We start from the raw sequence: 23,343 nt of genomic DNA, 5'->3' as shown, positions 1-23,343 counted from the left end.
GGGTTCTCCCGCCTCCTCAGCGTTTCCCGGCGTGCACGAGGGCCGGGTCGACCACGGTGCGGCGCTCCTGCCAGAACCGCCCGTCGCGGACCCGCCAGAAGCACATGACGAGCACGCCGACGAGGGCGATCGCAATGCCGATGACCAGGGGCGGGCCGAGCCCGAACCAGGAGACGCCGCTGGCCGAGTTCTCCGGGTTCGACATGTCCCCGATCGACTCGACGAGCAGCCAGATCAGCAGCCCGGCGCCGACCACCGGGCCGACGCCGATGAGCAGGAGGTTGTGCGGGCCCTCCAGCAGGTGGCGGCGGTAGTAGACGGCGCAGGCCAGGCCGGTGAGCGCGTAGTAGAAGGCGATGAGCAGCGACAGCGCGGTGAGGGAGTCCAGGAGGGCGTTCTCGCTGATCTGGTTGACGATCAGGTACCAGCCGATGGCGATGCCGGCCACCCACCACGTGCTCACGTCCGGGGTCCTGAAGCGCGGGTGGATGTGGGCGAGGTGCGGCGGCAGGGCGTGCCGGCGGGCCATGGACAGGGCCGTGCGGGAGGCGGGGATGATCGTCGTCTGCGTGGAGGCGAGCGCCGAGGTGCAGACGGCGAGGAGCACCATCCAGTCCCAGCCGCCCATGACCTCGTGGGCGAGCACGGCGAAGATCGCCTCCTCCTCCGCGGCGTTCTCGGCGAGGAAGGCGGTGCCCGCGTAACCGACGACCGCGACGCACACGGACAGGTAGGTGACCAGGAGGATGACCGTCGACCAGATGCCGGCCCTGCCGGGCGCCGTCGCGGAGTTCTCGACCTCCTCGGTGAGGTTGACCGCGGATTCCCAGCCCCAGTACATGAACACGCCGAGCAGCAGCCCGCCGGTGAGGGCCGCGCCGCCGGCGCCGAAGGGGTTGAGCCAGCCGAGGGACGGCTCGATCTCCTCCAGGGTGCTGGTGCCGGCGTAGATGCGGTAGATGGCGACCACGGCGAAGGCGAGGAGGAAGAACACCTGGGCGAGGATGAGGATGTCCTGGAGGTGGGCGGACAGCTCGGTGCCGATGACGCAGATCGCGGTCATGGCCAGGATCACCGCGACGGTGAGGCCCTGCCGGATCCAGGCGTTGGCGGCCCAGTCGTCCAGACCGAAGGCGAGCAGCCCGAAGTTGACGGCGACGTCCGCGAGCGAGCCGATGACCAGGACGCCCGTCATGGCGATGGCCCAGCCCCCGAGCCAGCCCGCCCAGGGGCCCATGGCCCGCGTCACCCAGGAGAACGTCGTCCCGCAGTCCTGGTCCACCCTGTTGAGGTAGTAGAAGGCGGCGGCGATCATCAGCATCGGCACGAAGGAGGCCAGGATCACGCCCGGGGCGTAGATCCCGACGAGGGCCACGATCGGTCCGAGGACGGCGGCCAGGGAGTAGGCGGGCGAGGTCGAGTTCAGGCCGATGACGAGCGCGTCGAGGAACCCGATCGCGTTGGCCTTGAGCCCCGCCTCCTGGGTGGGCGTCGCGGGGCCGTCGCCCGCACCGTCATGGCTCATGTACGCATGTTCACGCAGGCGGCCCCGGCGCGCGAGGCGAGCGGGCCCGGGTCAGGGGCGGGTGTTCCAGCCCGCGATCACCGGGAGGCCGTGTTCCGTCGACAGCGTGCTGACGGTGCCCGTGCGCAGCAGGAAGAGCCGGCCGTGCTCGGGCTCCAGGCGCAGGTAGCGGGCGGTCAGGACGCGCAGGAAGTGGCCGTGGGCGACGAGCACCACGTCGCCGTCGTCGGCGCGCAGCACGGGGGCGACGCGGGCCAGGACCCGGTCCGCGCGGGCGCCCACCTGGGCGGCGCTCTCGCCGGGGTGTTCGGCGTCGCCGGGCGGGACGCCGTGGGTCCACAGGGACCAGTCGGGCGTGGTCCGGTGGATCTCCACCGTGGTGACGCCCTCGTAGCCGCCGTAGTCCCATTCGTACAGGTCGGAGTCGATGCCGGCGCCGGGGAGCCCGGCGAGCTCGGCGGTGGCGACGGCCCGGCGCAGCGGACTGGTCAGCACCAGGGCGGGCCGGCGGCCCCGGAAGTAGGGGGCCAGGGAGATGGCCTCCTCCACTCCGCGCGCGGTCAGCGGTACGTCGGTGCGGCCGGTGTGCCGCCCGTTCGCGCTCCAGGCCGTCTCACCGTGTCTCACCAGCAACAGGTCACTCACCCTCCGGACCCTATGCCTTCCGGCATGTCGGCACCTCGGGATCCGGCGGGCGTGTCACTGTCGGGCGTCATGGACGAGGAGCGGAAGGCCGCGCCGGCGGCCGGTTCGCAGCTGCCGCCGCACATGCCGGCGCTGATGGTCGCCCTGACCGCGGTGACCGGGGTGATCGAGGCGGTGAGCCTGCTCGGGCTGGGGCCCGCCTTCACCGCGATGCAGACCGGCAACGTGCTGTTCCTGGCGTTCGGTGCCGCGCAGGCGGGGAACCTGCCGACACTGCCGGCCGCCGTCTCGCTGGCCGCCTTCGTGCTCGGGGTGGCCTGCGGCTCCCGTCTGGAGGCCGTGACGGAGTCGCGCGGGCGGCGCTGGTTCGTCCTGGGGCTGATCGTCGAGGCCGGGCTGGTCCTGGCGGCCTCGGCCGCGGCCTGGGGGCTGGCGCCGCAGTACGGGGCGCCGTCCGCGCGGCACCTGGCGGTGATGGCGGTCCTGGCTCTGGCGATGGGCGTGCGGAACACCACGATCATGCGGGCGAACGTGCCGGGGGTGCCGACGACGCTGGTCACCCGGTCCATGACGGCCTTCCTCGGCGGCTCCGCCATGGGGCGTGACGCCGTCTACGGGTACGGGACGGCGGGCTGGAAGCTGCGCGGTCTGTCCGTTCTCGCCATGTTCGCCGGCGGGGCGCTCGGGGCGCTGGTGATCCGGGCGGGCTGCGCGCTGGGCTGGCTGCTGCTGCCGGCGGCCGTCGCGGTGCTGGTGGTGGGCCTGGCCTACCGGGGGCAGCCGACGCTGCACACCGGGCGGGCCCCTGGCCGGGAACGGTCGCGGTGAACTATGCCGTTGGTAAAGTCCGGGCATGGCGGTGGACGAGCTCGACACCAGAATCCTGCGCCTGCTGATCGAGCAGCCGCGCACCAGCGTCCGTGAGTACGCCCGGATCCTCGGCGTCGCGCGCGGCACCCTCCAGGCCCGGCTGGACCGGCTGGAGCGCACGGGGGTGATCACCGGCAGCGGACCGGTGCTCTCGCCCGCGGCGCTGGGCCACCCGGTGCTGGCCTTCGTGCACATCGAGGTCACCCAGGGCCATCTGGACGACGTGGGCGACGCGCTGGCCGCCGTACCGGAGATCATCGAGGCCTTCTCGATCACCGGCGGCGGGGACCTGCTGACGCGCGTGGCCGCCCGGGACAACGCCCATCTGGAGGACGTGATCCAGCGCCTGATCCAGCTCCCGGGCGTGGTCCGCACCCGGACGGAGGTGGCCCTGCGCGAGCGGGTCCCGCACCGGCTGCTGCCGCTGGTCGAAGCGGTGGGGCGGAATGCCCGCAAAACCTGACAGGATGGCCGGAACAGGATGCGACAGGCAGGACGGGCACATCGAATGATCTCCGTCATATTCGATCTCGACGGCACCCTCGTGGACAGCGAGCCGAACTACTACGAGTCGGGGCGCCGCACTCTGGAGCGGCACGGCGTCCCCGGTTTCACGTGGGAGCAGCACTCCCGCTTCATCGGCATCGGCACGCTGGAGACCTTGGAGATCCTGAAGGACCGGTACGGGATCGAGGCGCCGGTGGAGCGGCTGCTCGCCGAGCAGAACGCCGCCTACCTCGACCTGGCACGGACCCGGACCGAGGTCTTCCCGCAGATGCGGGGGCTCGTCGAGCGGCTGCACGGCGAGGGGGTTCCGATGGCCGTGGCCTCCGGTTCCTCGCGCGAGGCGATCGACGCCGTACTCGCGGGCACCGGGCTGGACGCGCTGCTGACGACGGTGGTGTCCGCCGAGGAGGTCGCGCAGGGCAAGCCCGCGCCGGACGTGTTCCTGGAGGCGGCCCGCAGGCTGGGTGCCGAACCGGCCGACTGCGTGGTCGTCGAGGACGCGGCGCCCGGGGCGCTCGCCGCCCGCGCCGCGGGCATGGAGTGCGTCGTGGTGCCGTACTCGCCGGACATCGCGGACGACCCGGCCTTCGCGTCCGCCGGGCTCCTCTTCCGGGGCGGGCAGCGGGAGTTCAGCGCGGACGCCGCGTACGGGTGGCTGGCCGCCCGCACCGCGCGCGGGGCCGCCTGACGCACCGGCGGGGCCGGGGGGCCGGTCCCGCCTCTGGTGCCCCGGGGGCGCGGCTGTCACCATGCCTGCGTGACCGCGACCCCGCACCCGGGCACCCGCGGCGGCGGCCCGCGCCCTTGGCCCCTGCTCGGGAACCTGCCCGCCTTCGCCCGCGACCCCCTGGCCTTCTTCGAGTCGTTGCGCGACGACCACGGGGACTGGGTGCCGTGGTCCCTCGGCCCCAGGCGCAACGTGCTGGTCTCCCTGCCCGAGCACGCCGGTGAACTGCTGGGCGCCGTCGAGTCCACTTTCGAGCCGAGCGAACTGGGCTGGGCGTTCCGCCAGTTGCTGGGCAACGGGGTGGTCGTCGCCACCGGGGACGACTGGCGGCGCAAGCGCGCGCTGGTCCAGCCGGCCGTCCGGCCGCGGCAGGTGCGCTCGTACGCCGCCACGATGGTGGAGTGCGCGGACGCGCTGGCGGGCGGCTGGCGCGAGGGCGACCGGATCGACGTGCACGCGGAGATGGCCGGTCTGACCCAGCGCATCGCCGTGCGCACGCTGTTCGGCAGCGACGCCGCCGGCCGGGAGGCGCCCATCAGCGCGGCCATGGCCACGGCGCAGCGCGAACTGGGGGCGGAGTTCCGCGGGCTCACGCTGTTCCTGCCGCCGTGGGTGCGCACGCCCGGCCGGCGGCGCATGCGGGAGGCGGTGGCGGTCCTGGACCGGGAGATCGAGCACGTCATCGCGGAGCACGAGGCGGCCTCGGCGGCGGGCACGGAACGCGACGACCTGCTGAGCCGGCTCCTGGCGGCCCGCGACGAGCACGGCCGTCCGCTGTCCCGCAAGGAGCTGCGGGACGAGTCGATCACCCTCTACATCGGCGGGCACGAGACGACCTCGACCACCCTGACCTGGGCCTGGCAGCTGCTCTCGGGGGCGCCGGAGGCCCGGGCCCGGCTGACGCAGGAGCTGGACCGCGTCCTGGGCGGCAGGCTGCCGGCGTACGACGACTACGCGCTGCTGCCGTGGACCCGGCAGGTGGTCAAGGAGACGCTGCGGCTCTATCCGCCGATCTGGCTGATCTCGGCGGTGGCCAGCGAGGGCGCGACCCTCGGCGGGCGGCCGGTGCCGGCGGGGACGTCGGTGTGGACCAGCCCCTGGTCGGTGCACCGCGACCGGCGGTGGTTCCCGGAACCGGAGGCCTTCCGGCCCGAGCGGTGGGACGAGGACGCCCCGCATCCGGTGCCCGAGCACGCCTGGTTCCCCTTCGGCGGCGGCCCGCGGGCCTGCCTGGGCGCCCGGTTCGCGCTGGTGGAGGCCGCGCTCGTACTGGCCGTACTGGGGCAGCGGTTCCACCTGGACGGCGGGAGCGAACGGGCCGGGGTCTTCCCCGGGCTCACGCTCCAGCCGGACCGGCCCGTGCGGGCCGTGGTGCACCGGCCCGCCGGGGCGGCGTAGCCGCTGCCGGGAAGATCCCGCGGACCCCGCGAGTTGGTAGAACCGTGAACGATCTGATGCGGCACTCGGAAGCGGACCCGGACGTGGACGTGTTGGTCATCGGCGCCGGGCAGGCGGGCCTGTCCAGCGCCTACCACCTGACGCGTGCCGGGCTCGACCACGTGGTCCTCGACCACGCGCCCCGCCCGGGCGGCGCCTGGCAGTACCGCTGGCCCTCCCTCACCTACGGCAGGGTCCACGGCATGCACGCCCTGCCCGGCATGGAACTGACCGGCGCCGATCCGCTGCGACCGTCGTCGCAGGTGATCGGGGAGTACTTCGCCGCCTACGAGGACCGCTTCGGCCTGCGCGTACGGCGCCCCGTGGACGTCTCGGCCGTGCGCGAGGGCGACGCCGGCCGGCTGCGCGTGGAGACCTCGGCCGGCGCCTGGTCGGCGCGGGCCCTGATCAATGCCACCGGCACCTGGGACCGGCCGTTCTGGCCGCGCTACCCGGGGCAGGAGACCTTCCGCGGCCGTCAGCTGCACACCGCGGACTACCCGGGACCCCAGGCCTTCGCGGGTGCGCGGGTGATCGTGGTCGGCGGCGGCACGTCGGCGGTCCAGCACCTGCTGGAGATCGCCGAGGTGGCGTCGGAGACCACCTGGGTGACGCGGCGGCCACCGGTCTTCCGCGACGGGGACTTCGGCGAGGCCGAGGGGCGGGCCGCCGTGGCCCTGGTCGAGGAGCGGGTCCGCCGTGGGCTGCCCCCGCAGAGCGTGGTCAGCGTGACGGGCCTCCCGCTGAACGAGGCCGTCCGGGCGGGCCTGGCCTCGGGCGTCCTGGACCGCCGGCCGGTGTTCGACCGGATCACCCCCACGGGCGCCGTCTGGGCCGACGGCGGCCGCGTGGACGCGGACGTCATCCTGTGGGCCACCGGCTTCCGCGCGGCCGTCGACCACCTGGCCCCGCTGCGCCTGCGCGAGCCGGGCGGCGGCATCCGGGTCGAGGGGACCCGGGCCGTCCGCGACGAGCGGATCCACCTGGTGGGCTACGGCCCGTCCGCCTCGACGATCGGCGCGAACCGCGCCGGCGGGGCGGCGGTCCGCGAGATACGCCGCCTGCTGGGCCGCGAGCGGGCCGCCGTGCCCGCGCCGTGATCGGCCCGGGCACGGCGCGGCCCCGGTTCAGCCGGAGCGCGGGCCCGCGTGGGCGCGGTGCTTGTTGAACTCCGCCACGTGCTTCTTGTGCTCCTCGTAGGTCGCCGAGAAGCGGGTGTCACCCGGCTTGACCGTGACGAAGTACAGCCAGTTCCCGGGTGTCGGTGCGACCGCCGCCGCCATCGCCTCCAGGCCCGGGCTGTCGATGGGGGTCGGGGGGAGGCCCTGGCGTTCGTAGGTGTTGAAGGGGCTGTCGATCCGGGTGTCGTCCAGCGTGGTGTCGACGGTGCTGCGGTTCAGCGCGTAGTTGATGGTGGAGTCCATCTGGAGCGGCATCGACTTCGCGAGCCGGTTGTGCACCACCCGGGCGACCTTGCCCATGTCGGCACGGGTCTCGGCCTCGGCCTCGATGATGCTGGCCATCGTCGCCGTCTGGTACGGGGTCATCCCGTGGGCCTTGCCGCCGTCGGCGACCGCCTTGGTGGCGAGCTTCTCGTTGGCCGTGCGCACCATGTACGCCAGGAGATCGGCCGCGGTGGTCTTCGAGGTCACCGGGTACGTCGCCGGGAAGAGGTACCCCTCCGGGTTGCCCTTGGCCTCGGCGGGCAGGGCCAGTGCGGCGGTGGCGACGGCGGACTTGGCGGATCCCGGCGGGAGCTCCAGGACTCGGTCGACGGCGGAGTACACCTGCGTCGCGCGCCAGCCCTCGGGGATCACCAGTCGGCGCGGCTCCTGCGGACCCTCCCCACCCCGCAGGAGCGGGACCAGGACTGCCGCTGCGAGCGCCAGCAGTGCGCCGAGGAAGAGGGCCAGTCGGCCCCGGCGGGTGAGCCGGGATCGGGCCTGGGGCGGCCGGTACTCATGACTCATGCGGGAACGCTAACCCGCAGATCATCATATTTCCGTCATTACGCCCGTGCGCCGGTCGTACGGTCACACGTTCACCGGAGCCAGCTGCGCGTCCTCGGGCGGCTCGGGTGCGAGCGCGGCGTCCCGGTCCCGGCGGACCAGGGCCGCGTACCGGCCGTCCGCCTTCAGGAGCTCCTCGTGGGTGCCGCGCTCGGCTATGCGTCCGCCGTCCAGGACCACGATCTGGTCGGCGTCGCGCACGGTGGACAGGCGGTGCGCGATGGTGATGGTGGTGCGGCCGGCGGACAGGTGGTCGATGGCCTGCTGGACGGCGTGCTCGGTGCGGGTGTCGAGGGCGCTGGTGGCCTCGTCGAGGATGAGCACCGGCGGATCCCTCAGGATGGTCCGGGCGATGGCCAGGCGCTGCTTCTCGCCGCCGGAGAAGCGGTAGCCGCGCTCGCCGACCAGGGTGTCGTAGCCGTCGGGCAGGGACGCGATGTGATCGTGGATCTGGGCGGCGCGGGCCGCCTCGGTGATCTCCTCGTCGGTGGCGTCCGGCTTGGCGAAGCGCAGGTTGTCCGCGACGGAGGCGTGGAAGAGGTAGGTCTCCTGGGAGACCACTCCGACGGAGCGTGCCAGCGAGTCGAAGTCGAGGTCGCGCACGTCCACGCCGTCGATGGCGACGCGGCCGCCGCTGACGTCGTAGAGCCGCGGTACGAGGTAGCTGAGGGTGCTCTTGCCGGAGCCCGTCGGGCCGACCACGGCGAGGGAGCCCCCGGCGGGCACGGTGATGTCGATCCCGGCGAGGGTCGGCCCGTTCTCGGAGTCGTAGGCGAAGTGCACGCCCTCCAGGGCGACCTCGCCCTTGGCCCGGTCCAGCCGGACCGGCTCCGCCCGCTCGGTGATGTCCACCGGCAGGTCGAGGTACTCGAAGATGCGGGCGAACAGCGCGAGCGAGGTCTGTATCTGCACGCCGGTCGACAGCAGGCTCACGGCGGGACGGAAGAGCCCCTGCTGGAGGGTGACGAAGGCGACCAGGGTGCCGACGGAGAGCGAGGGGGCGCCGCTCTGGAGGGCGATGCCGGCGGCCCAGTAGATCAGCGCGGGCATGGCGGCCATGACGATGCCGATGGTGGACATCCGCCAGCGCCCGGCCATGCTGGAGCGCACTTCGAGGTCGACGAGCTTCTCGGACTCCGCGGAGAAGGCGGCGGTGAGCGACTCGGAGCGGCCCATGGTGCGACCGAGCAGGATGCCGCTGACCGAGAGCGACTCGGTGACCGTCGCCGCCATCGCGGCCATCTGCTTCTGCCGCTGCGTGGTGATCTTCTTGCGCTCGTGTCCGACCCGCCGGCTGATCCACACGAAGACGGGCAGCAGGAGCAGCGAGACCAGGGTGAGCCGCCAGTCGAGCGCGAGCATGGCGACGACGGTGGCGATGACGGCCGTCAGGTTCGAGACGAGCGAGGTCGCGGTGGAGGTGACGGTGGCCTGCATGCCGCCGATGTCGTTGGCGATGCGGGACTGCACCTCGCCGGTGCGGGTCCGGGTGAAGAAGGCGAGCGGCATCCGCTGCAGCTGGGCGTAGACGGCGGTCCGCAGGTCGTGCATGACGCGCTGGCCCACGGTGGTGGATATCAGCGTCTGGAGAACGCCGAAGACGCTGGTGACGACGGCGGTGAGGATCATGCCGAGCGCGAGCAGGCTGAGCAGGCCCGTGCGGCCCTGCGGGATCGCGACGTCGAGGATCTCCCTGAGCAGGAACGGCGAGGCGACGCCGACCAGCGAGGAGGCGCAGACCAGGAGGCCGACGACGGCGAGCCGGCCGCGGTAGGGCCGGAAGAGCGCGACGATGCGCCGCAGCTCCCGGGGCTGCTCGGCCGGGACGGGGCGGGTCGGATCGAGGGGATCGTTCGATGGGGTCCACTTCGGTTCGTCGCGAGGCATGGGCGCCCTCTCAGGGTCGGGGGACGGGGGTCGGGGACTGCACGGAGCCGGCTCCGTGCAGGGTCGACGTCATAGGAGCATAGGTCATTGTTACCTATACTCACAATGAACGGGGTCCTGATATCGTTCCCGCATGAGCTCCGCCTCCGACACCGACCGCCTCCTCGCCGAGCAGCTCCTGCGCCTGACCCGCAGGCTCCACCGGATCCAGAAGCGCCACATGGTGCCGCTCGGGATCACTCCCGCCCAGAGTCGGCTGCTGCGCCTCGTCTCGCATTACGAGGGCGAGCAGCCGCCCCGGATGGCGGACCTCGCCGCCCGCCTGGAGGTCGTCCCCCGCGCGGTGACCACCCTCGTCGACGGCCTGGAGGCGGCCGGGTGCGTGCGGCGGGTGCCGGACCCGGCGAACCGCCGCGTCATCCGCATCGAGCTCACCGACAGCGGACGCGCCACGCTGCGCCGTCTGCGCAACGCGCGGACCGACGCGGCGGAGGAGATCCTGGCTCCGTTGACCGCCGACCAGCGCGAGGTGCTCGGCGGCCTGCTGAACGCCCTGTCGGACGCCCCGGCGGAGCGCAGCTGCTGAACAGGCCACCCGAGGGCCGTGACGAGGCGAGGGGTCCCACATGCCGCTGCTGGAACCGGAGCCGGGGGCCCTGCGCCCGCGCGGCACCGGCGCGCCCTCCCCCGACCGGGTGCCCCCGTACCGGGCCGCCGGGACACCGGAGCCCCTGCGCACCGAGCTGACCGAACTGCTCGGCGCCGAGAAGGTGCTGTGGAAGGTCTCCGACCTGGTGCGCTACGCCTCCGACGCCTCCCCCTACCGCTTCGTGCCGCAGGTCGTGGTGCTCGCCGAGGACATCGACGACGTCTCCGCGGTCCTGTCCTACGCCCGCGGCAGGCAGCGCGACGTCGTCTTCCGCGCCGCCGGGACCTCGCTGAACGGCCAGGCCCAGGGCGAGGACATCCTCGTCGACGTACGCCGCCACTGGGCCGGCGTCGAGGTGCTGGAAGGGGGCCGGCGGGCCCGCCTGCGGCCCGGAACCACCGTCCTGCGGGCCAACGCCGCACTGGCCCGCCACGGCCGCGTCCTGGGCCCCGACCCGGCCAGCGCCATCGCCTGCACCGTCGGCGGGGTGGTGGCCAACAACGCGTCCGGGATGACGGCGGGCACCACGCGCAACTCCTACCGCACCCTGTCCTCCCTGACCTTCGTGCTGCCCGGCGGCACCGTCGTGGACACCGCCGACCCGCTGGCCGACGAGGAACTCGCGCGCGCCGAACCGGCCCTGTGTCGCGGGCTGATGGAGATCAAGCGGGAGATCGAGGCCGATCCCGCCCTCACCGCCCGGATCCGCGCCAAGTACGAGATCAAGAACACCACCGGCTACCGGCTCGACGCCTACCTGGACGGCAGCACCCCCGTCGAGATCCTCCGGGGCCTCATGGTCGGGTCGGAGGGCACCCTCGGCTTCATCGCGGAGGTCGTCCTCGACACGCTCCCCCTGGACCGCGAGCGGTGCACCGCCCTGCTCTTCTTCCCCTCGCTGCCCGCCGCGGCCGCCGCCGTGCCCCGCTTCAACGAGGCGGGCGCCCTCGCCGTCGAGCTGATGGACGCGAACACCCTGCGGGCCTCGGTCAGCGTCGAGGGGGTGCCGGCCGACTGGGCGGACCTGCCCGGGACGACGACGGCGCTGCTCGTGGAGTTCCGGGCGCCGGACGCGGCCGGCCGGGACGACTGCGCACGCCGCGCCGCGCAGGCCCTCGAAGGACTCGACCTGGTCGCCCCGGTGCCCTCGATCACCAACCGCTTCACCGCTGACGCGCAGATCATCAACGGCTACTGGAAGGCCCGCAAGGCCTTCGTCACCGCCGTCGGAGGCGCCCGCGCCCGCGGCACCACCCTGATCACCGAGGACTTCGCGGTGCCGCCGGCCCGGCTGGCCGAGGCGTGCGCGGCGCTCCTCGAACTCCAGGCGGAGCACGGCTTCGACGCGGCGGTCGCCGGCCACGCCGCCCACGGCAACCTGCACTTCCTGCTCGCCTTCGACGCCGCGGACCACGCCGACGTCGCGCGGTACGGCGCCTTCATGGACGCCTTCTGCACGCTCACCGTCGAGCGCTTCGACGGCTCCCTGAAGGCCGAGCACTCCACCGGCCGCAACATGGCGCCCTTCCTGGAACTGGAATGGGGCCCCGCGGCCACCGCCCTGATGTGGCGCACCAAACGCCTCGTCGACCCGGACGGGGTGCTCGCCCCGCGCGTCGTCCTCGACCGCGACCCGCGGGCCCATCTGCGCGGCCTGAAGACCATCCCGCGGGTGGAGGCGGAGGCCGACCCCTGCATCGAGTGCGGGTTCTGCGAACCGGCCTGCCCCAGCGGGGACCTGACCACCACTCCGCGCCAGCGCATCGTGCTGCGCCGGGAGATGGTGCGCCAGCAGCCGGGCTCGCCCCTGCTGGACGAACTGCTCGGCGCCTACGGCTACGACGCGGTGGACACCTGCGCGGGCGATTCCACGTGCCGGCTCGCCTGCCCGGTCGGGATCGACACCGGGGCACTGATGAGGGACTTCCGCCACCGCCGGCACGGTCCGCGTGAGGAGGCGGCCGCCGCTCTGGCCGCCCGGCACTTCCGGACCGTCGAGGCCGCCGCCCGCGCGGCCGTCGCCACCGCCGGCCGGATCCCCGACCGGATCGGGGACCGGCTGCTGCGGGCGGTCACCGGGGCCGCGCGCAGGGCCGTACGACCGGACCTGGTCCCGCGGTGGCTGCCGCAGATCCCCGGCGCCGCCGGGCGCCTGCCCGGGACGGCGCGCCCGGGCGCGTCGGCCGTGTACTACCCGGCCTGCGTCAACCGGATCTTCGGCGGCCCCCCGGGCCGGCCCGGTCCGTCGCTGCCGCAGGCCCTGGTGGCCGTGTCGGAGCGGGCGGGCAAGCCGGTCTGGATCCCCCGCGACGTGGCCGGCACGTGCTGCGCGACGATCTGGCACTCCAAGGGCTACGACGGGGGCAACCGGCTGATGGCCAACCGGATCGTCGAGGCCGCCTGGGGCTGGACGGCCGGCGGACGGCTGCCCCTGGTCGTCGACGCCTCCTCCTGCACCCTGGGCATCGCCCGCGAGGTGGTCCCGTACCTGACGCCGGACAACCGGGCGCTGCACGAGGAGTTGAGGATCGTCGACTCGGTCGTGTGGGCCGCCCGGGAGCTGCTGCCGCACCTGGAGGTCCGGCGGACGGTGGGTTCGGCCGTCCTCCACCCCACCTGCTCGATGCGGCACCTGGGCGACGAGCCGCAGTTGCGGGCGGTCGCCGAGGCCTGCGCCGACGAGGTGGTGGTCCCGGACGACGCGGGCTGCTGCGCCTTCGCCGGTGACCGGGGCATGCTGCACCCGGAGCTGACGGCCTCCGCGACGGCCCGGGAGGCCGCGGAGGTGACCGCGCGCGCCTTCGACGCCCACCTGTCGGCGAACCGGATGTGCGAGGTGGGCATGGACCGGGCCACCGGCCGCTCCTATTACTCGGCCCTGCTCGAACTGGAGCGCGCCACCCGCCCGTGAGCGCCGGTGTGCGCGGCCCCCGCCACCAGGCGCGGGCCCGCGGACGCCGTACGAAAACCTCTTGGCGCGGGCCGCCGGAGGGGCGGAAAATCGATTGCCCGGCGCCGGTCCGGAAGGCGAACCTTGCACGGTTTGGACCAGTCGAGCAGTCATGGGGCGTCATGCAGATCAGTGATCTTCCGTATCCGGATCCGGGGGTGCCCGACGCTCGTTCCGGCCCACGTTTCCTCCTGTGGCTGGGTCGAGGGCAGATCGGCGGCCAGCTCAAGAGCCTGGCCTGGGGGATGCTGCACTTCGGCGGCGTCGCCGGGCTGCCGTACGCCGTGGGTCTGGGCGTCGACGCGGTCGTCGACCGCGAACCGGACCGGCTGTTGCTGGTCGGCGGGCTGCTCCTGCTGATCGGCGTCGCCATCTCGGTGGGCGACGCCATGCTCCACCGCACCGCCGTCACCAACTGGATCACCGCCGCCGCACGGGTGCAGCAGCTCCTCGCGCGCAAGACCGCCGAACTGGGCTCCGCCCTGACGCGCCGGGTCGCCGCGGGCGAGGTGGTCGCGGTGTCCACCGGCGACGTCGAGAAGATCGGATGGTTCGTCGAGGCCGTCTCCCGCTTCCTCGCCGCCGTTTTCGCCATCGCCCTGGTCTGCGTCGGCCTGGTGCTCTACGCGCCCGAGCTGGGCGTGGTCGTCGCCGTCGGCGTGCCGCTGATCGCCCTGGCCTCGCTGCCGCTGCTCCCCCGGGCCACCCGGCGCGCCGACGTACAGCGGGAGAAGGCGGGCAGGGCGACCGAGCTGGCCTCGGACACCGTGGCGGGCCTGCGCGTGCTGCGCGGCATCGGCGGTGAGGAGCTGTTCCTCGGCCGGTACCGCGAGGCTTCGCAAGAGGTCCGCAAGGCCGCCGTGCGCAGCGCCCGGATGTGGGCGCTGATCTCCGCGATCCAGGTGGTGCTCCCGGGCCTGCTGATGATCGCGGTCGTCTGGTACGGCGCCTCGCTGGCCCTGGACGGGCGCATCGCGGTGGGTGAACTCGTCGCGGCGTTCAGCGCGGTGGCGACCCTGCTCTACCCGCTCCGGCACTTCGAGGAGATCGCCATGGCGTACTCCTTCTCCCGTCCCTCCGCGAAGCGGGCGGCGCGGGTGCTGTCGCTGACCCGGACGGATCCGGTGGAACGCCCCGCGCCGGCCGAACCGGTGGGGGAACCGGCACCGGGCGGTGACCTGTACGACCCGCGGACCGGACTGCTGGCGCCCGCGGGCCGGTTCACCGCCGTCGTCTGCGGGGACCCGGACCTTGCGGGCCGGCTGGCGGAACGCCTCGGCGGCCACGCCATGGCGGAACGGGGCAACGGGGCCGGGGACGGGAACGGGAACGGGGCCGGGTCGGGCGACCGGGCCGGGGCCGGAGACCGGGAGACGAAGGACGGTCCGTCGGTGCTCCTCGGCGGGATCGCCCTGGACGACCTCGCGCTGGACACCGCCCGCCGGCTGGTCCTCGTACAGGACAAGGATCCGGTACTGCTGTCGGGGACGCTGCGGGAACTGCTCGACGTGCCGGCCTCCGGGGCGGTCGAGCCGGGCCCGGCCCTGGCGGCCGCCCAGTGCGCCGACGTACTGGACGCCCTGCTGCAGTCGGCGCCGGACGGTGTCGACGACCCGATGGACGCCCGGATCACCGAACGCGGCAGGTCGCTGTCCGGCGGCCAGCGCCAGCGCCTCGCACTGGCCCGGTCCCTGGTGACCGACCCGGAGGTGCTCGTGCTCGACGAGCCGACGTCCGCGGTGGACTCGCACACCGAGGCGCGGATCGCGGACGGCATCGCGGCCCTGCGCGGCGGGCGGACCACGGTCGTCCTGGCGTCGTCGCCCTTGCTGCTGGACCGCGCGGACCGGGTCGTGCTCATCGACGGCGGCACGGTGGCGGCGGTCGGGACGCACCGCGAACTGCTGCACCGCGAGCCGCTCTACCGGGCGGTCGTCACCCGCGAGACGGACGAGGAGCAGCGGCTCGCCGGGCTCGGACTGACAGAGCTGGAAGAAGCACTCACAGAGATCGAGGAATCAGCATGATCGGCGTGGCGCCACCGGACTACGATCCGGCGGCCCCCGAGACGGCCGCGACCCTGCCCGTGGGCACGCCGGCGACCGTACGGGGCTATGTGCGCGACCTGTTCCGGCGCCATCGCCGGCCGTTCCTGGTGCTGGTGGGCGTCAACGCGGTCGCGGTGATCGCCTCCATGGTCGGCCCGTACCTGCTGGGCCGGGTCGTGGACGAGCTCGCGGCGGGCGCCCGCGAGCTGCACCTGGAACGGATGGCGCTGCTGTTCGCTCTGGCCCTCGCCGTGCAGACGTTCTTCGTGCGGCAGGTGCGGCTGCGCGGGGCGATGCTGGGCGAGGAGATGCTCGCCGATCTGCGCGAGGACTTCCTGGTGCGGTCCGTGGGGCTGCCGCCGGGCGTGCTGGAACGGGCCGGAACCGGTGACCTGCTGTCGCGGATCACCACCGACATCGACCGGCTGGCCAACGCGATGCGCGAGGCCGTGCCGCAGCTGGCCATCGGCGTGGTGTGGGCGGGGCTTCTGTTCGGTGCCCTCGCCGTGACCGCGCCGCCCCTGGCACTGGCCGCGCTCGTCGCGCTGCCCGTGCTGGTGATCGGCTGCCGCTGGTACTTCCGTCGGGCCCCGTCGGCGTACCGGTCGGAGGCGGCGGGCTACGCCGCGGTCTCGGCCGTGCTCACCGAGACGGTGGACGCGGGCCGCACGGTCGAGGCGCACCGCCTGGGCCCGGAGCGGATCGCCCGGTCGGAGCGGCGCATCAAGGAGTGGACGGCGTGGGAGCGGTACACGCTGTTCCTGCGGACGGTCCTCTTCCCGGTCATCAACGTCACCTTCGTGACGATCCTCGGCTCGGTACTGCTGATCGGCGGCTACTGCGTGCTGCAGGGCTGGATGTCGGTGGGTCAGCTGACCACGGGCGCGCTGCTGGCGCAGATGCTGGTCGATCCGATCGGCCTGATCCTGCGCTGGTACGACGAGCTGCAGGTCGCCCAGGTGTCGCTGGGCCGTCTGGTGGGCGTGCGGGAGATCGAGCCGGACGCGGGGGACGTGAAGGTGGCGCCCGACGGCCGGGACGTACGGGCCGACGAGGTCCGCTTCGGCTACCGGGAGGGCGTGGACGTCCTGCACCAGGTGTCGATGTCGGTGCCGCCCGGCACCCGGATGGCGCTGGTCGGCCCCTCGGGCGCGGGCAAGTCCACCCTGGGGCGGCTGCTGGCGGGCATCTACGAGCCCCGCACCGGTGAGGTCACCCTCGGCGGGGCGCGGCTGTCGCGGATGCCGGCGGAACGGGTGCGTGAGCACGTGGCTCTGGTCAACCAGGAGCACCACGTGTTCGTGGGATCGCTGCGCGACAACCTCCGGCTGGCGCGGGCGGGTGCCGAGGACGCCGAGCTGTGGGCGGCGCTGGGCGCGGTGGACGCGGACGGCTGGGCGCGGGCCCTGGAGGAGGGCCTGGACACCGAGGTCGGCTCCGGCGGCACGGCGCTCACCCCGGCGCAGGCGCAGCAGGTGGCGCTGGCCCGGCTGGTGCTGGCGGATCCGCACACGCTGGTGCTGGACGAGGCCACCTCGCTGCTGGACCCGCGGGCCGCACGGCACCTGGAGCGCTCGCTGGCCCGGGTGCTGGACGGCCGTACGGTCATCGCCATCGCCCACCGGCTGCACACCGCCCATGACGCGGATGTGATCGCCGTGGTCGAGGGCGGCCGGATCAGCGAACTCGGCTCGCACGACGAGCTGGTCGCGGCGGACGGTGCGTACGCGGCCCTGTGGCGCTCCTGGCACGGCTGAGCCGACGGCACCGCCGGGCCGGCCCGGAGAATGCGGCGGCCCCGGTTGTTCCGCCCGGAAGCAGGTTTCCGGGCGGAGCAGCCGGGGCCGCGGGTCCGTCCCTAGATGAAACCGAGGGCCGAGGCGCCTCCGAAGGCGCCCAGGAGGACGAAGACCGGCATCAGGACCTTCAGCTCCACCCAGCTGCCGGCGCGGAACCGCATCGGCTTCGGCGGGCCGATGGGGTACCAGCGCTTGCCGGCGATCGGCAGGGGCCACAGGACGGGGCAGCCGGAGACCGTCAGGGCGTCGCCGATGTCGTGGACCAGGGCTCCGAGCACGATGGGCAGTCCCAGCCAGAGGTACTCCTGGCCCGGCTCGGTGAACAGCCAGTTCGCGCCGTTGCCGGGCTGGTCGAGCACCCCGGCCATGATCCACGCGCTGGTCGCGCCGAGGAGCCAGACCAGGACGTCGCTGGACATCCGGGCGGCCCGCCACAGCAGGCCCTCGACCGCGAGCACCAGGTGCACGAAGAGCAGGGCGAGCACGCCCCAGCGGCCGGCGGTGACGGCGAGCGCCGAGGAGCCGCCGCCGATGAGCACCGCCCACAGCCAGGTGTGCGTCAGGGTGCGGTGGCCGCCGGAGCGGCGGGCGTCCTTGGTGGAGCGGGTGGCCTTGTAGACGGCGTAGGAGATCTTGTCGACCACCTCGCACAGGCCCTTGGACAGCGGGCCGAAGGCGCGGGAGATCGTCGCCGACTTGTGGTCGAGGTCCGGGGCGAGTGCCGCGCCGGCGCAGATCAGCGCGCCGACGACGAGGACGGGCCACGGCATGGGGTGGCCGGCGGCCGCAGTGGCCGCTCCCACCCCCAGCCAGGCCGCCGCCCCGGACAATGAGTGCGCCGGACCCATCATGGTCGTTCCCCGCCCCGCTGGTGTGTGTCGGGCCCGGTTGACCGGTTCGTTCGGGCCGCATCGACGGCACAGCGTACAGTCGGTGATCTTCGTTCCGTCCTCCGGTTCCCGGATCCGGGGGGAAGCCAGGCAAGATGGGGGCGTGACCCTCATTGATCAGCTGCCGCCGACCGCCGACCCCGACGCCCTCTTCGAGGCTTTCTCCTCGTGGGCCGAGGACCAGGGCATCACCCTGTACCCGGCTCAGGAGGAGGCACTGATCGAGGTCGTCTCCGGGGCGAACGTGATCCTGTCCACCCCGACCGGCTCGGGCAAGAGCCTGGTCGCGGCCGGTGCGCACTTCACGGCCCTGGCCCAGGACAAGGTCACCTTCTACACCGCCCCGATCAAGGCGCTGGTGTCGGAGAAGTTCTTCGACCTGTGCAAGCTCTTCGGCACGGAGAACGTCGGCATGCTGACCGGCGACGCCTCGGTGAACGCCGACGCCCCGGTGATCTGCTGCACCGCCGAGGTGCTCGCCTCCATCGCGCTGCGGGACGGCAAGCACGCCGACATCGGCCAGGTCGTCATGGACGAGTTCCACTTCTATGCCGAGCCGGACCGCGGCTGGGCGTGGCAGATCCCGCTGCTGGAGCTGCCGCAGGCGCAATTCGTCCTGATGTCGGCGACGCTCGGCGACGTGAAGCGGTTCGAGGAGGACCTGACCCGGCGCACCGGCCGGCCCACCTCGGTGGTGCGCTCCGCGACCCGGCCCGTGCCGCTGTCGTACGAATACGTGACGACGCCGATCACCGACACGATCACCGAGCTGCTGGAGACCCGGCAGGCCCCCGTCTACATCGTGCACTTCACGCAGGCCCAGGCGGTCGAGCGGGCGCAGTCGCTCATGAGCATCAACATGTGCACCCGCGAGGAGAAGGACAAGATCCAGGAGCTGATCGGCAACTTCCGCTTCACCACCAAGTTCGGCCAGAACCTCTCGCGCTACGTGCGGCACGGCATCGGCGTCCACCACGCCGGCATGCTGCCGAAGTACCGGCGTCTGGTGGAGAAGCTCGCGCAGGCCGGTCTGCTGAAGGTCATCTGCGGTACGGACACGCTCGGGGTCGGCGTCAACGTCCCGATCCGCACGGTGCTGTTCACGGCGCTCACCAAGTACGACGGCAACCGGGTGCGCACGCTGCGCGCCCGCGAGTTCCACCAGATCGCCGGGCGGGCCGGCCGGGCCGGCTTCGACACGGCGGGTTTCGTGGTCGCCCAGGCGCCCGAGCACGTCATCGAGAACGAGAAGGCCCTGGCCAAGGCGGGCGACGACCCGAAGAAGCGCCGCAAGGTGGTCCGCAAGAAGGCACCCGAAGGCTTCGTCGCCTGGTCGGACACGACCTTCGAGAAGCTCATCGCCGCCGACCCGGAGCCACTGACCTCGCGCTTCAAGGTCACCAACATCATGCTGCTGTCGGTGATCGCCCGGCCGGGCGACGCCTTCCAGGCGATGCGCCACCTCCTGGAGGACAACCACGAGCCGCGCAAGGCGCAGCTGCGGCACATCCGGCGGGCCATCGCGATCTACCGCTCGCTGCTGGACGGCGGCGTGGTGGAGAAGCTCGACACCCCGGACGCGGAGGGCCGCACCATCCGGCTCACCGTGGACCTCCAGCAGGACTTCGCACTCAACCAGCCGCTGTCCACCTTCGCGCTGGCCTCCTTCGACCTGCTGGACCCGGAGTCCCCCTCCTACGCGCTGGACATGGTGTCCGTCGTGGAGTCCACGCTGGACGACCCCCGCCAGATCCTGGCCGCCCAGCAGAACAAGGAGCGCGGCATCGCGGTCGGGCAGATGAAGGCCGACGGGATCGAGTACGAGGAGCGGATGGAGCGGCTCCAGGAGGTCACCCATCCCAAACCGCTGGAGGAGCTCCTCTTCCACGCCTACGACGTCTACGCCAAGAGCCACCCGTGGGTGCGCGACCACCCCGTCTCGCCGAAGTCGATCATTCGCGACATGTACGAACGCGCGATGACCTTCACCGAGTTCACCTCCTTCTACGAGCTGGCCCGCACCGAGGGCATCGTGCTGCGCTACCTGGCCGGCGCGTTCAAGGCGCTGGACCACACCATCCCCGACGACCTGAAGTCGGAGGACCTCCAGGACCTGATCGCCTGGCTCGGCGAGCTGGTCCGCCAGGTCGACTCCAGCCTGCTGGACGAGTGGGAGCAGCTGGCGAACCCGGAGGTGGAGACGGCTGAGCAGGCCCAGGAGAAGGCCGACCAGGTCAAGCCGGTCACCGCGAACGCGCGCGCCTTCCGCGTCCTGGTGCGCAACGCCATGTTCCGCCGGGTGGAGCTGGCCGCCCTCGACCACGTGAACGTGCTGGGCGAGCTGGACGCCGAGTCGGGCTGGGACGCCGACGCCTGGGGCGAGGCCATGGACGGGTACTGGGACGAGTACGACGACCTGGGCACCGGCCCGGACGCCCGCGGCCCGAAGCTGCTGCAGATCGAGGAGGACCCGGCGCACGGTCTGTGGCGCGTCCGCCAGACCTTCGCCGACCCGAACGGCGACCATGGCTGGGGCATCAGCGCCGAGGTCGACCTGGCGGCCTCCGACGAGGAGGGCCGGGCGGTCGTCCGGGTCACCTCGGTCGGCGAACTCGGCGCCCTGTGACCTGATCCGGTACGCCGCCGGACCGCCCTGACCCGACAGTGGAGACCCCCTGATGACGAACCCCGCCGAGAGACTGGTCGATCTGCTCGACCTGGAGCAGATCGAGGTCAACATCTTCCGCGGCGCGAGCCCGCAGGAGTCCCTCCAGCGCGTCTTCGGCGGCCAGGTCGCCGGCCAGGCGCTGGTGGCCGCGGGCCGCACCGTCGAGAGCGACCGCCCGGTCCACTCGCTGCACGCGTACTTCCTCCGCCCCGGGATCCCCGGGGTGCCGATCGTGTACCAGGTGGAGCGGGTGCGCGACGGGCGGTCCTTCACCACGCGCCGGGTCACCGCGGTCCAGCAGGGCAAGACGATCTTCAATCTCACCGCCTCCTTCCATCATCCGGAGGAGGGTGGCATCGAGCACCAGCTGCCTCCTCATCACTGCCCCCATCCCGACACGCTCCCCAAGGTCGCGGACGAGATCCGCGAGCACCTCGGGTCACTGCCGGAGGCGCTGGAGCGGATGGCCCGCCGCCAGCCCTTCGACATCCGCTACGTGAACCGGCTCCGCTGGACCCCGGAGGAGCTCAAGGACGCCGATCCGCGCAGCGCGGTGTGGATGCGCGCCGTCGGCCCGCTGGGCGACGACCCGCTCGTCCACACCTGCGCCCTCACCTACGCCAGTGACATGACCCTCCTCGACGCCGTGCGGATCCCCGTGGAACCCCTGTGGGGCATGCGCGGTTTCGACATGGCCTCGCTCGACCACGCCATGTGGTTCCACCGGCCGTTCCGCGCGGACGAGTGGTTCCTCTACGACCAGGAGTCGCCCATCGCGCACGGCGGCCGGGGTCTGGCCCGGGGCCGGATCTACGACGTGGAAGGCCGGCTGCTGGTCTCCGTGGTCCAGGAGGGCCTCTTCCGTCCCTACCCCGCCCGGCCGAGCCACCCGGACCAGCCGGTCCGGCCGTCCGACACCGCACCGGAGAACTGAGCAGCCCCATGCCCACCCCCGCCATGCCCTGCCCCTGCGGGCTGCCCGCCACCTACCCGGAGTGCTGCGGCCGCTTCCACTCCGGTGACGGCCGGGCGCCGACCGCCGAGCTGCTGATGCGCTCCCGCTTCAGTGCCTTCGCCGTCGGTGACACCGCCTACCTGCTGCGCTCCTGGCACCCCTCGACGCGCCCGGCCCGCCTGGACCTGGATCCCGGGCAGCGCTGGGAGCGCCTGGAGATCCTCGCGACCGAGCGCGGCGGGATGTTCGAGACGGAGGGCTCGGTGGAGTTCCGCGCGCACTACCGCGAGGGCCGGCACACCGGCTCGCTGCACGAGCACAGCGCCTTCTCCCGCGAGGCCGGGGCCTGGGTCTACGTCGGTCCCCTCTCCCCCGTCGACTTCGACTGAGCCCGGGCCCCGGTCAGGGCGAACTCCAGGCTGGTGCGGTACCAGTGGACTTCCTCGGGCGGCCCGGCCCGCAGCAGCCCCTCCGCCACCGCCGCGGCGGCGGGGACCTGCGGGTGCCCGTACGGCGGGGGTGGAGCGAGCGCGGCCAGGACGATCCGTTCCGCCGGATCGGGGACGGCCCCGCGCAGTTCCTCCTCGGGGAGCACGCAGGCCAGTACGGCCGCTCGCGCCCAGAGATCGGCGGTCCGTCTCAGCAGGAGCCCCACGTGCCGTCCGCGCCACGAGCGCGGCCGCAGGTCCCCCTTGGCCGCCAGCAGTTCGCGGTCCTCGGCGGGCGCCGTCCCGCGCAGCATCCCCGGCTCCCGGTCGGCGAACTCCCTCAGCTCCGCGGCCAGATAGAGCCATACGACGGCGCGGTAGCGGTTGATCCGGTAGCCGATGGGAGTGAGGTGCCCGCAGCGCGCGAGCCGGGTGAACCGGCTCGGGCCGACTCCCAGCACCTCGGCCGCCGTCTGGGCCCCGGCGACCGTCTCGACCTGTCGGCGCAGCGCGTCCGGCCGGCCGGCGGTCGCGTCCCGCACCCTCGCCAGCTCCGCCCGCGCGAAGCGCGCGGACCCACCGGCCGTCGGCGGCCCGGCCCGTACGATCCCCAGCTGGACGGCCCTGGCCAACTCGCCCCGGGTCAGGCCCAGTTCCCTGGCGGCCGGCGCGCTGCCGACCAGTGCCTGCGCGGCGCCGCCGGCCCGGACGGCCGCCGTCTCCCCCTCGCGCCCGGCCGTCTCCCACGGCGGCGCGGTCACCATCTGCGTCATCCCGGTTCTCCCCCACGAGCAGTGATTACTCTGTGTGAAGACCGTAACCCGGTGCGACGGACCCCCACCAGGCCTGTGGAAAACCCTGCCCGGGCCCTGCGCCGCCGGGTGTCGTTCAGCCGCCGGTGATGCGCCGCTCCGCGACGCCCAGGTGTTCGCCCACCCGGTTGACCAGCAGCGTCATCTCGTAGGCGACCTGACCGATGTCCGCCTCGGCCGCGCTCAGCACGCACAGGGAGCTGCCCGCCCCGGCGGCCATGACGAAGAGGGCCCCGTCGTCGTACTCGACCATCGTCTGCCGGACCTCTCCGGCCCGGAAGTGCCGCCCGGAGCCCTTCGCCAGGCTCTGCAGTCCGGCCGCCACGGCCGCCAGGTGTTCGGCGTCCTCCCTCGGCAGCCCCGCGCTCGCCCCCGTCACCAGACCGTCATTGGACAGCACCACCGCGTGCCGCACCTGCGGGACCCTGCGGGTCAGGTCGTCCAACAGCCAGTCCAGTTGCTTGTCCAGTGCCATTCCCAGCCCCTCCCCGTCGACGCGGCCCGCTCGGCCGCGCCCCACCCCGCGTACTCGTGCCG

General features: G+C 73.2%; 19 protein-coding genes. 12 read left to right on the top strand and 7 right to left on the bottom strand.

Going from position 1 to position 23,343, the window contains the following annotated elements:
- Positions 1 to 16 precede the first annotated feature (16 nt).
- A complete protein-coding gene (locus AC2RP6_RS33285; protein WP_486449546.1) occupies positions 17 to 1,525 on the bottom strand; it encodes an APC family permease in 1,509 nt (502 codons plus the stop codon).
- Between the two features lie 51 nt (positions 1,526 to 1,576).
- Positions 1,577 to 2,170: a histidine phosphatase family protein gene (locus AC2RP6_RS33280; protein WP_486449545.1), complete on the bottom strand. Its 594-nt coding sequence runs from the start codon at positions 2,168 to 2,170 to the stop codon at positions 1,577 to 1,579.
- A gap of 24 nt (positions 2,171 to 2,194) precedes the next feature.
- On the opposite strand from AC2RP6_RS33280, the gene AC2RP6_RS33275 reads away from it, so the two are divergent.
- The 5 genes from AC2RP6_RS33275 to AC2RP6_RS33255 all read left to right on the top strand — a co-directional run bounded on the left by AC2RP6_RS33275 (position 2,195) and on the right by AC2RP6_RS33255 (position 6,811).
- Positions 2,195 to 2,998, top strand: coding sequence for a YoaK family protein (locus tag AC2RP6_RS33275; RefSeq protein WP_486449544.1), 804 nt, complete (start codon positions 2,195 to 2,197; stop codon positions 2,996 to 2,998).
- A 25-nt stretch (positions 2,999 to 3,023) separates the two neighbouring features.
- On the top strand, positions 3,024 to 3,503 hold the full coding sequence (locus tag AC2RP6_RS33270; RefSeq protein WP_030027502.1) for an Lrp/AsnC family transcriptional regulator: 480 nt from the start codon (positions 3,024 to 3,026) through the stop codon (positions 3,501 to 3,503).
- A 45-nt stretch (positions 3,504 to 3,548) separates the two neighbouring features.
- Positions 3,549 to 4,235: an HAD family hydrolase gene (locus AC2RP6_RS33265; RefSeq protein ID WP_486449543.1), complete on the top strand. Its 687-nt coding sequence runs from the start codon at positions 3,549 to 3,551 to the stop codon at positions 4,233 to 4,235.
- Positions 4,236 to 4,304: 69 nt separating this feature from the next.
- Positions 4,305 to 5,672, top strand: coding sequence for a cytochrome P450 (locus AC2RP6_RS33260; protein ID WP_486449542.1), 1,368 nt, complete (start codon positions 4,305 to 4,307; stop codon positions 5,670 to 5,672).
- A gap of 56 nt (positions 5,673 to 5,728) precedes the next feature.
- Positions 5,729 to 6,811 carry an FAD-dependent oxidoreductase gene (locus tag AC2RP6_RS33255; protein ID WP_486450537.1) on the top strand — a complete coding sequence of 361 codons (1,083 nt, stop codon included), beginning with the start codon at positions 5,729 to 5,731 and terminating at the stop codon, positions 6,809 to 6,811.
- A 27-nt stretch (positions 6,812 to 6,838) separates the two neighbouring features.
- On the opposite strand, the gene mltG is transcribed toward AC2RP6_RS33255, so the two are convergent.
- Together mltG and AC2RP6_RS33245 are read right to left on the bottom strand one after the other, a co-directional pair.
- Positions 6,839 to 7,681 carry an endolytic transglycosylase MltG gene (gene mltG / locus AC2RP6_RS33250; protein WP_486449541.1) on the bottom strand — a complete coding sequence of 281 codons (843 nt, stop codon included), beginning with the start codon at positions 7,679 to 7,681 and terminating at the stop codon, positions 6,839 to 6,841.
- A 63-nt stretch (positions 7,682 to 7,744) separates the two neighbouring features.
- On the bottom strand, positions 7,745 to 9,607 hold the full coding sequence (locus tag AC2RP6_RS33245) for an ABC transporter ATP-binding protein (RefSeq protein ID WP_486449540.1): 1,863 nt from the start codon (positions 9,605 to 9,607) through the stop codon (positions 7,745 to 7,747).
- A 133-nt stretch (positions 9,608 to 9,740) separates the two neighbouring features.
- On the opposite strand from AC2RP6_RS33245, the gene AC2RP6_RS33240 reads away from it, so the two are divergent.
- The 4 genes from AC2RP6_RS33240 to AC2RP6_RS33225 all read left to right on the top strand — a co-directional run bounded on the left by AC2RP6_RS33240 (position 9,741) and on the right by AC2RP6_RS33225 (position 17,011).
- Entirely contained in the window at positions 9,741 to 10,193 is a 453-nt protein-coding gene (locus AC2RP6_RS33240) for a MarR family winged helix-turn-helix transcriptional regulator (protein WP_486449539.1), read from the top strand.
- Between the two features lie 40 nt (positions 10,194 to 10,233).
- A complete protein-coding gene (locus tag AC2RP6_RS33235) occupies positions 10,234 to 13,167 on the top strand; it encodes an FAD-binding and (Fe-S)-binding domain-containing protein (protein WP_486449538.1) in 2,934 nt (977 codons plus the stop codon).
- Between the two features lie 161 nt (positions 13,168 to 13,328).
- Complete coding sequence (locus AC2RP6_RS33230) at positions 13,329 to 15,233, top strand: ABC transporter ATP-binding protein (protein ID WP_486449537.1); 1,905 nt, start codon at positions 13,329 to 13,331, stop codon at positions 15,231 to 15,233.
- Complete coding sequence (locus tag AC2RP6_RS33225) at positions 15,230 to 17,011, top strand: ABC transporter ATP-binding protein (RefSeq protein ID WP_486449536.1); 1,782 nt, start codon at positions 15,230 to 15,232, stop codon at positions 17,009 to 17,011. Before AC2RP6_RS33230 ends, AC2RP6_RS33225 begins: the two co-directional genes overlap by 4 nt.
- Positions 17,012 to 17,112: 101 nt before the next feature.
- On the opposite strand, the gene AC2RP6_RS33220 is transcribed toward AC2RP6_RS33225, so the two are convergent.
- Positions 17,113 to 17,904 (bottom strand): metal-dependent hydrolase, encoded by a 792-nt coding sequence (locus AC2RP6_RS33220; protein ID WP_486449535.1) that lies wholly within the window; start codon positions 17,902 to 17,904, stop codon positions 17,113 to 17,115.
- A gap of 82 nt (positions 17,905 to 17,986) precedes the next feature.
- Here AC2RP6_RS33220 and AC2RP6_RS33215 point away from each other — a divergent pair, with 82 nt between their 5' ends.
- The 3 genes from AC2RP6_RS33215 to AC2RP6_RS33205 are packed head-to-tail and all read left to right on the top strand — an operon-like array spanning position 17,987 to position 21,955.
- Positions 17,987 to 20,569 (top strand): DEAD/DEAH box helicase, encoded by a 2,583-nt coding sequence (locus tag AC2RP6_RS33215; protein WP_486449534.1) that lies wholly within the window; start codon positions 17,987 to 17,989, stop codon positions 20,567 to 20,569.
- 52 nt (positions 20,570 to 20,621) lie between these two features.
- Positions 20,622 to 21,545 carry an acyl-CoA thioesterase gene (locus AC2RP6_RS33210; RefSeq protein ID WP_486449533.1) on the top strand — a complete coding sequence of 308 codons (924 nt, stop codon included), beginning with the start codon at positions 20,622 to 20,624 and terminating at the stop codon, positions 21,543 to 21,545.
- Positions 21,546 to 21,553: 8 nt separating this feature from the next.
- Positions 21,554 to 21,955, top strand: coding sequence for a YchJ family protein (locus AC2RP6_RS33205; RefSeq protein WP_486449532.1), 402 nt, complete (start codon positions 21,554 to 21,556; stop codon positions 21,953 to 21,955).
- Here AC2RP6_RS33205 and AC2RP6_RS33200 read toward each other — a convergent pair.
- Positions 21,919 to 22,767, bottom strand: coding sequence for a DUF6397 family protein (locus AC2RP6_RS33200; RefSeq protein WP_486449531.1), 849 nt, complete (start codon positions 22,765 to 22,767; stop codon positions 21,919 to 21,921). The two genes, AC2RP6_RS33205 and AC2RP6_RS33200, sit on opposite strands and share 37 nt — an antisense overlap.
- A gap of 115 nt (positions 22,768 to 22,882) precedes the next feature.
- The gene (locus tag AC2RP6_RS33195; protein ID WP_030657457.1) at positions 22,883 to 23,281 is read right to left on the bottom strand and encodes a roadblock/LC7 domain-containing protein; all 399 of its coding nucleotides are present in this window, start codon (positions 23,279 to 23,281) and stop codon (positions 22,883 to 22,885) included.
- Positions 23,282 to 23,343 lie beyond the last annotated feature (62 nt).

This window comes from Streptomyces sp. WAC03905 (assembly GCF_057371075.1).
Note: the sequence above shows the minus strand (reverse complement) of the source record. Positions and strands in the feature narration are given on the sequence as shown.

Bases quoted from the DNA above. Each gene is read 5' to 3' on its own strand.
- AC2RP6_RS33275 (WP_486449544.1), top strand. From the start codon at position 2,195: ATGTCGGCACCTCGGGATCCGGCGGGCGTGTCACTGTCGGGCGTCATG.
- AC2RP6_RS33285 (WP_486449546.1), bottom strand. From the start codon at position 1,525: ATGAGCCATGACGGTGCGGGCGACGGCCCCGCGACGCCCACCCAGGAG.
- AC2RP6_RS33265 (WP_486449543.1), top strand. From the start codon at position 3,549: ATGATCTCCGTCATATTCGATCTCGACGGCACCCTCGTGGACAGCGAG.
- AC2RP6_RS33195 (WP_030657457.1), bottom strand. From the start codon at position 23,281: ATGGCACTGGACAAGCAACTGGACTGGCTGTTGGACGACCTGACCCGC.
- AC2RP6_RS33255 (WP_486450537.1), top strand. From the start codon at position 5,729: ATGCGGCACTCGGAAGCGGACCCGGACGTGGACGTGTTGGTCATCGGC.
- AC2RP6_RS33270 (WP_030027502.1), top strand. From the start codon at position 3,024: ATGGCGGTGGACGAGCTCGACACCAGAATCCTGCGCCTGCTGATCGAG.
- AC2RP6_RS33205 (WP_486449532.1), top strand. From the start codon at position 21,554: ATGCCCACCCCCGCCATGCCCTGCCCCTGCGGGCTGCCCGCCACCTAC.
- AC2RP6_RS33240 (WP_486449539.1), top strand. From the start codon at position 9,741: ATGAGCTCCGCCTCCGACACCGACCGCCTCCTCGCCGAGCAGCTCCTG.
- AC2RP6_RS33200 (WP_486449531.1), bottom strand. From the start codon at position 22,767: ATGACGCAGATGGTGACCGCGCCGCCGTGGGAGACGGCCGGGCGCGAG.
- AC2RP6_RS33210 (WP_486449533.1), top strand. From the start codon at position 20,622: ATGACGAACCCCGCCGAGAGACTGGTCGATCTGCTCGACCTGGAGCAG.
- AC2RP6_RS33245 (WP_486449540.1), bottom strand. From the start codon at position 9,607: ATGCCTCGCGACGAACCGAAGTGGACCCCATCGAACGATCCCCTCGAT.
- AC2RP6_RS33225 (WP_486449536.1), top strand. From the start codon at position 15,230: ATGATCGGCGTGGCGCCACCGGACTACGATCCGGCGGCCCCCGAGACG.
- mltG (WP_486449541.1), bottom strand. From the start codon at position 7,681: ATGAGTCATGAGTACCGGCCGCCCCAGGCCCGATCCCGGCTCACCCGC.
- AC2RP6_RS33235 (WP_486449538.1), top strand. From the start codon at position 10,234: ATGCCGCTGCTGGAACCGGAGCCGGGGGCCCTGCGCCCGCGCGGCACC.
- AC2RP6_RS33230 (WP_486449537.1), top strand. From the start codon at position 13,329: ATGCAGATCAGTGATCTTCCGTATCCGGATCCGGGGGTGCCCGACGCT.
- AC2RP6_RS33220 (WP_486449535.1), bottom strand. From the start codon at position 17,904: ATGATGGGTCCGGCGCACTCATTGTCCGGGGCGGCGGCCTGGCTGGGG.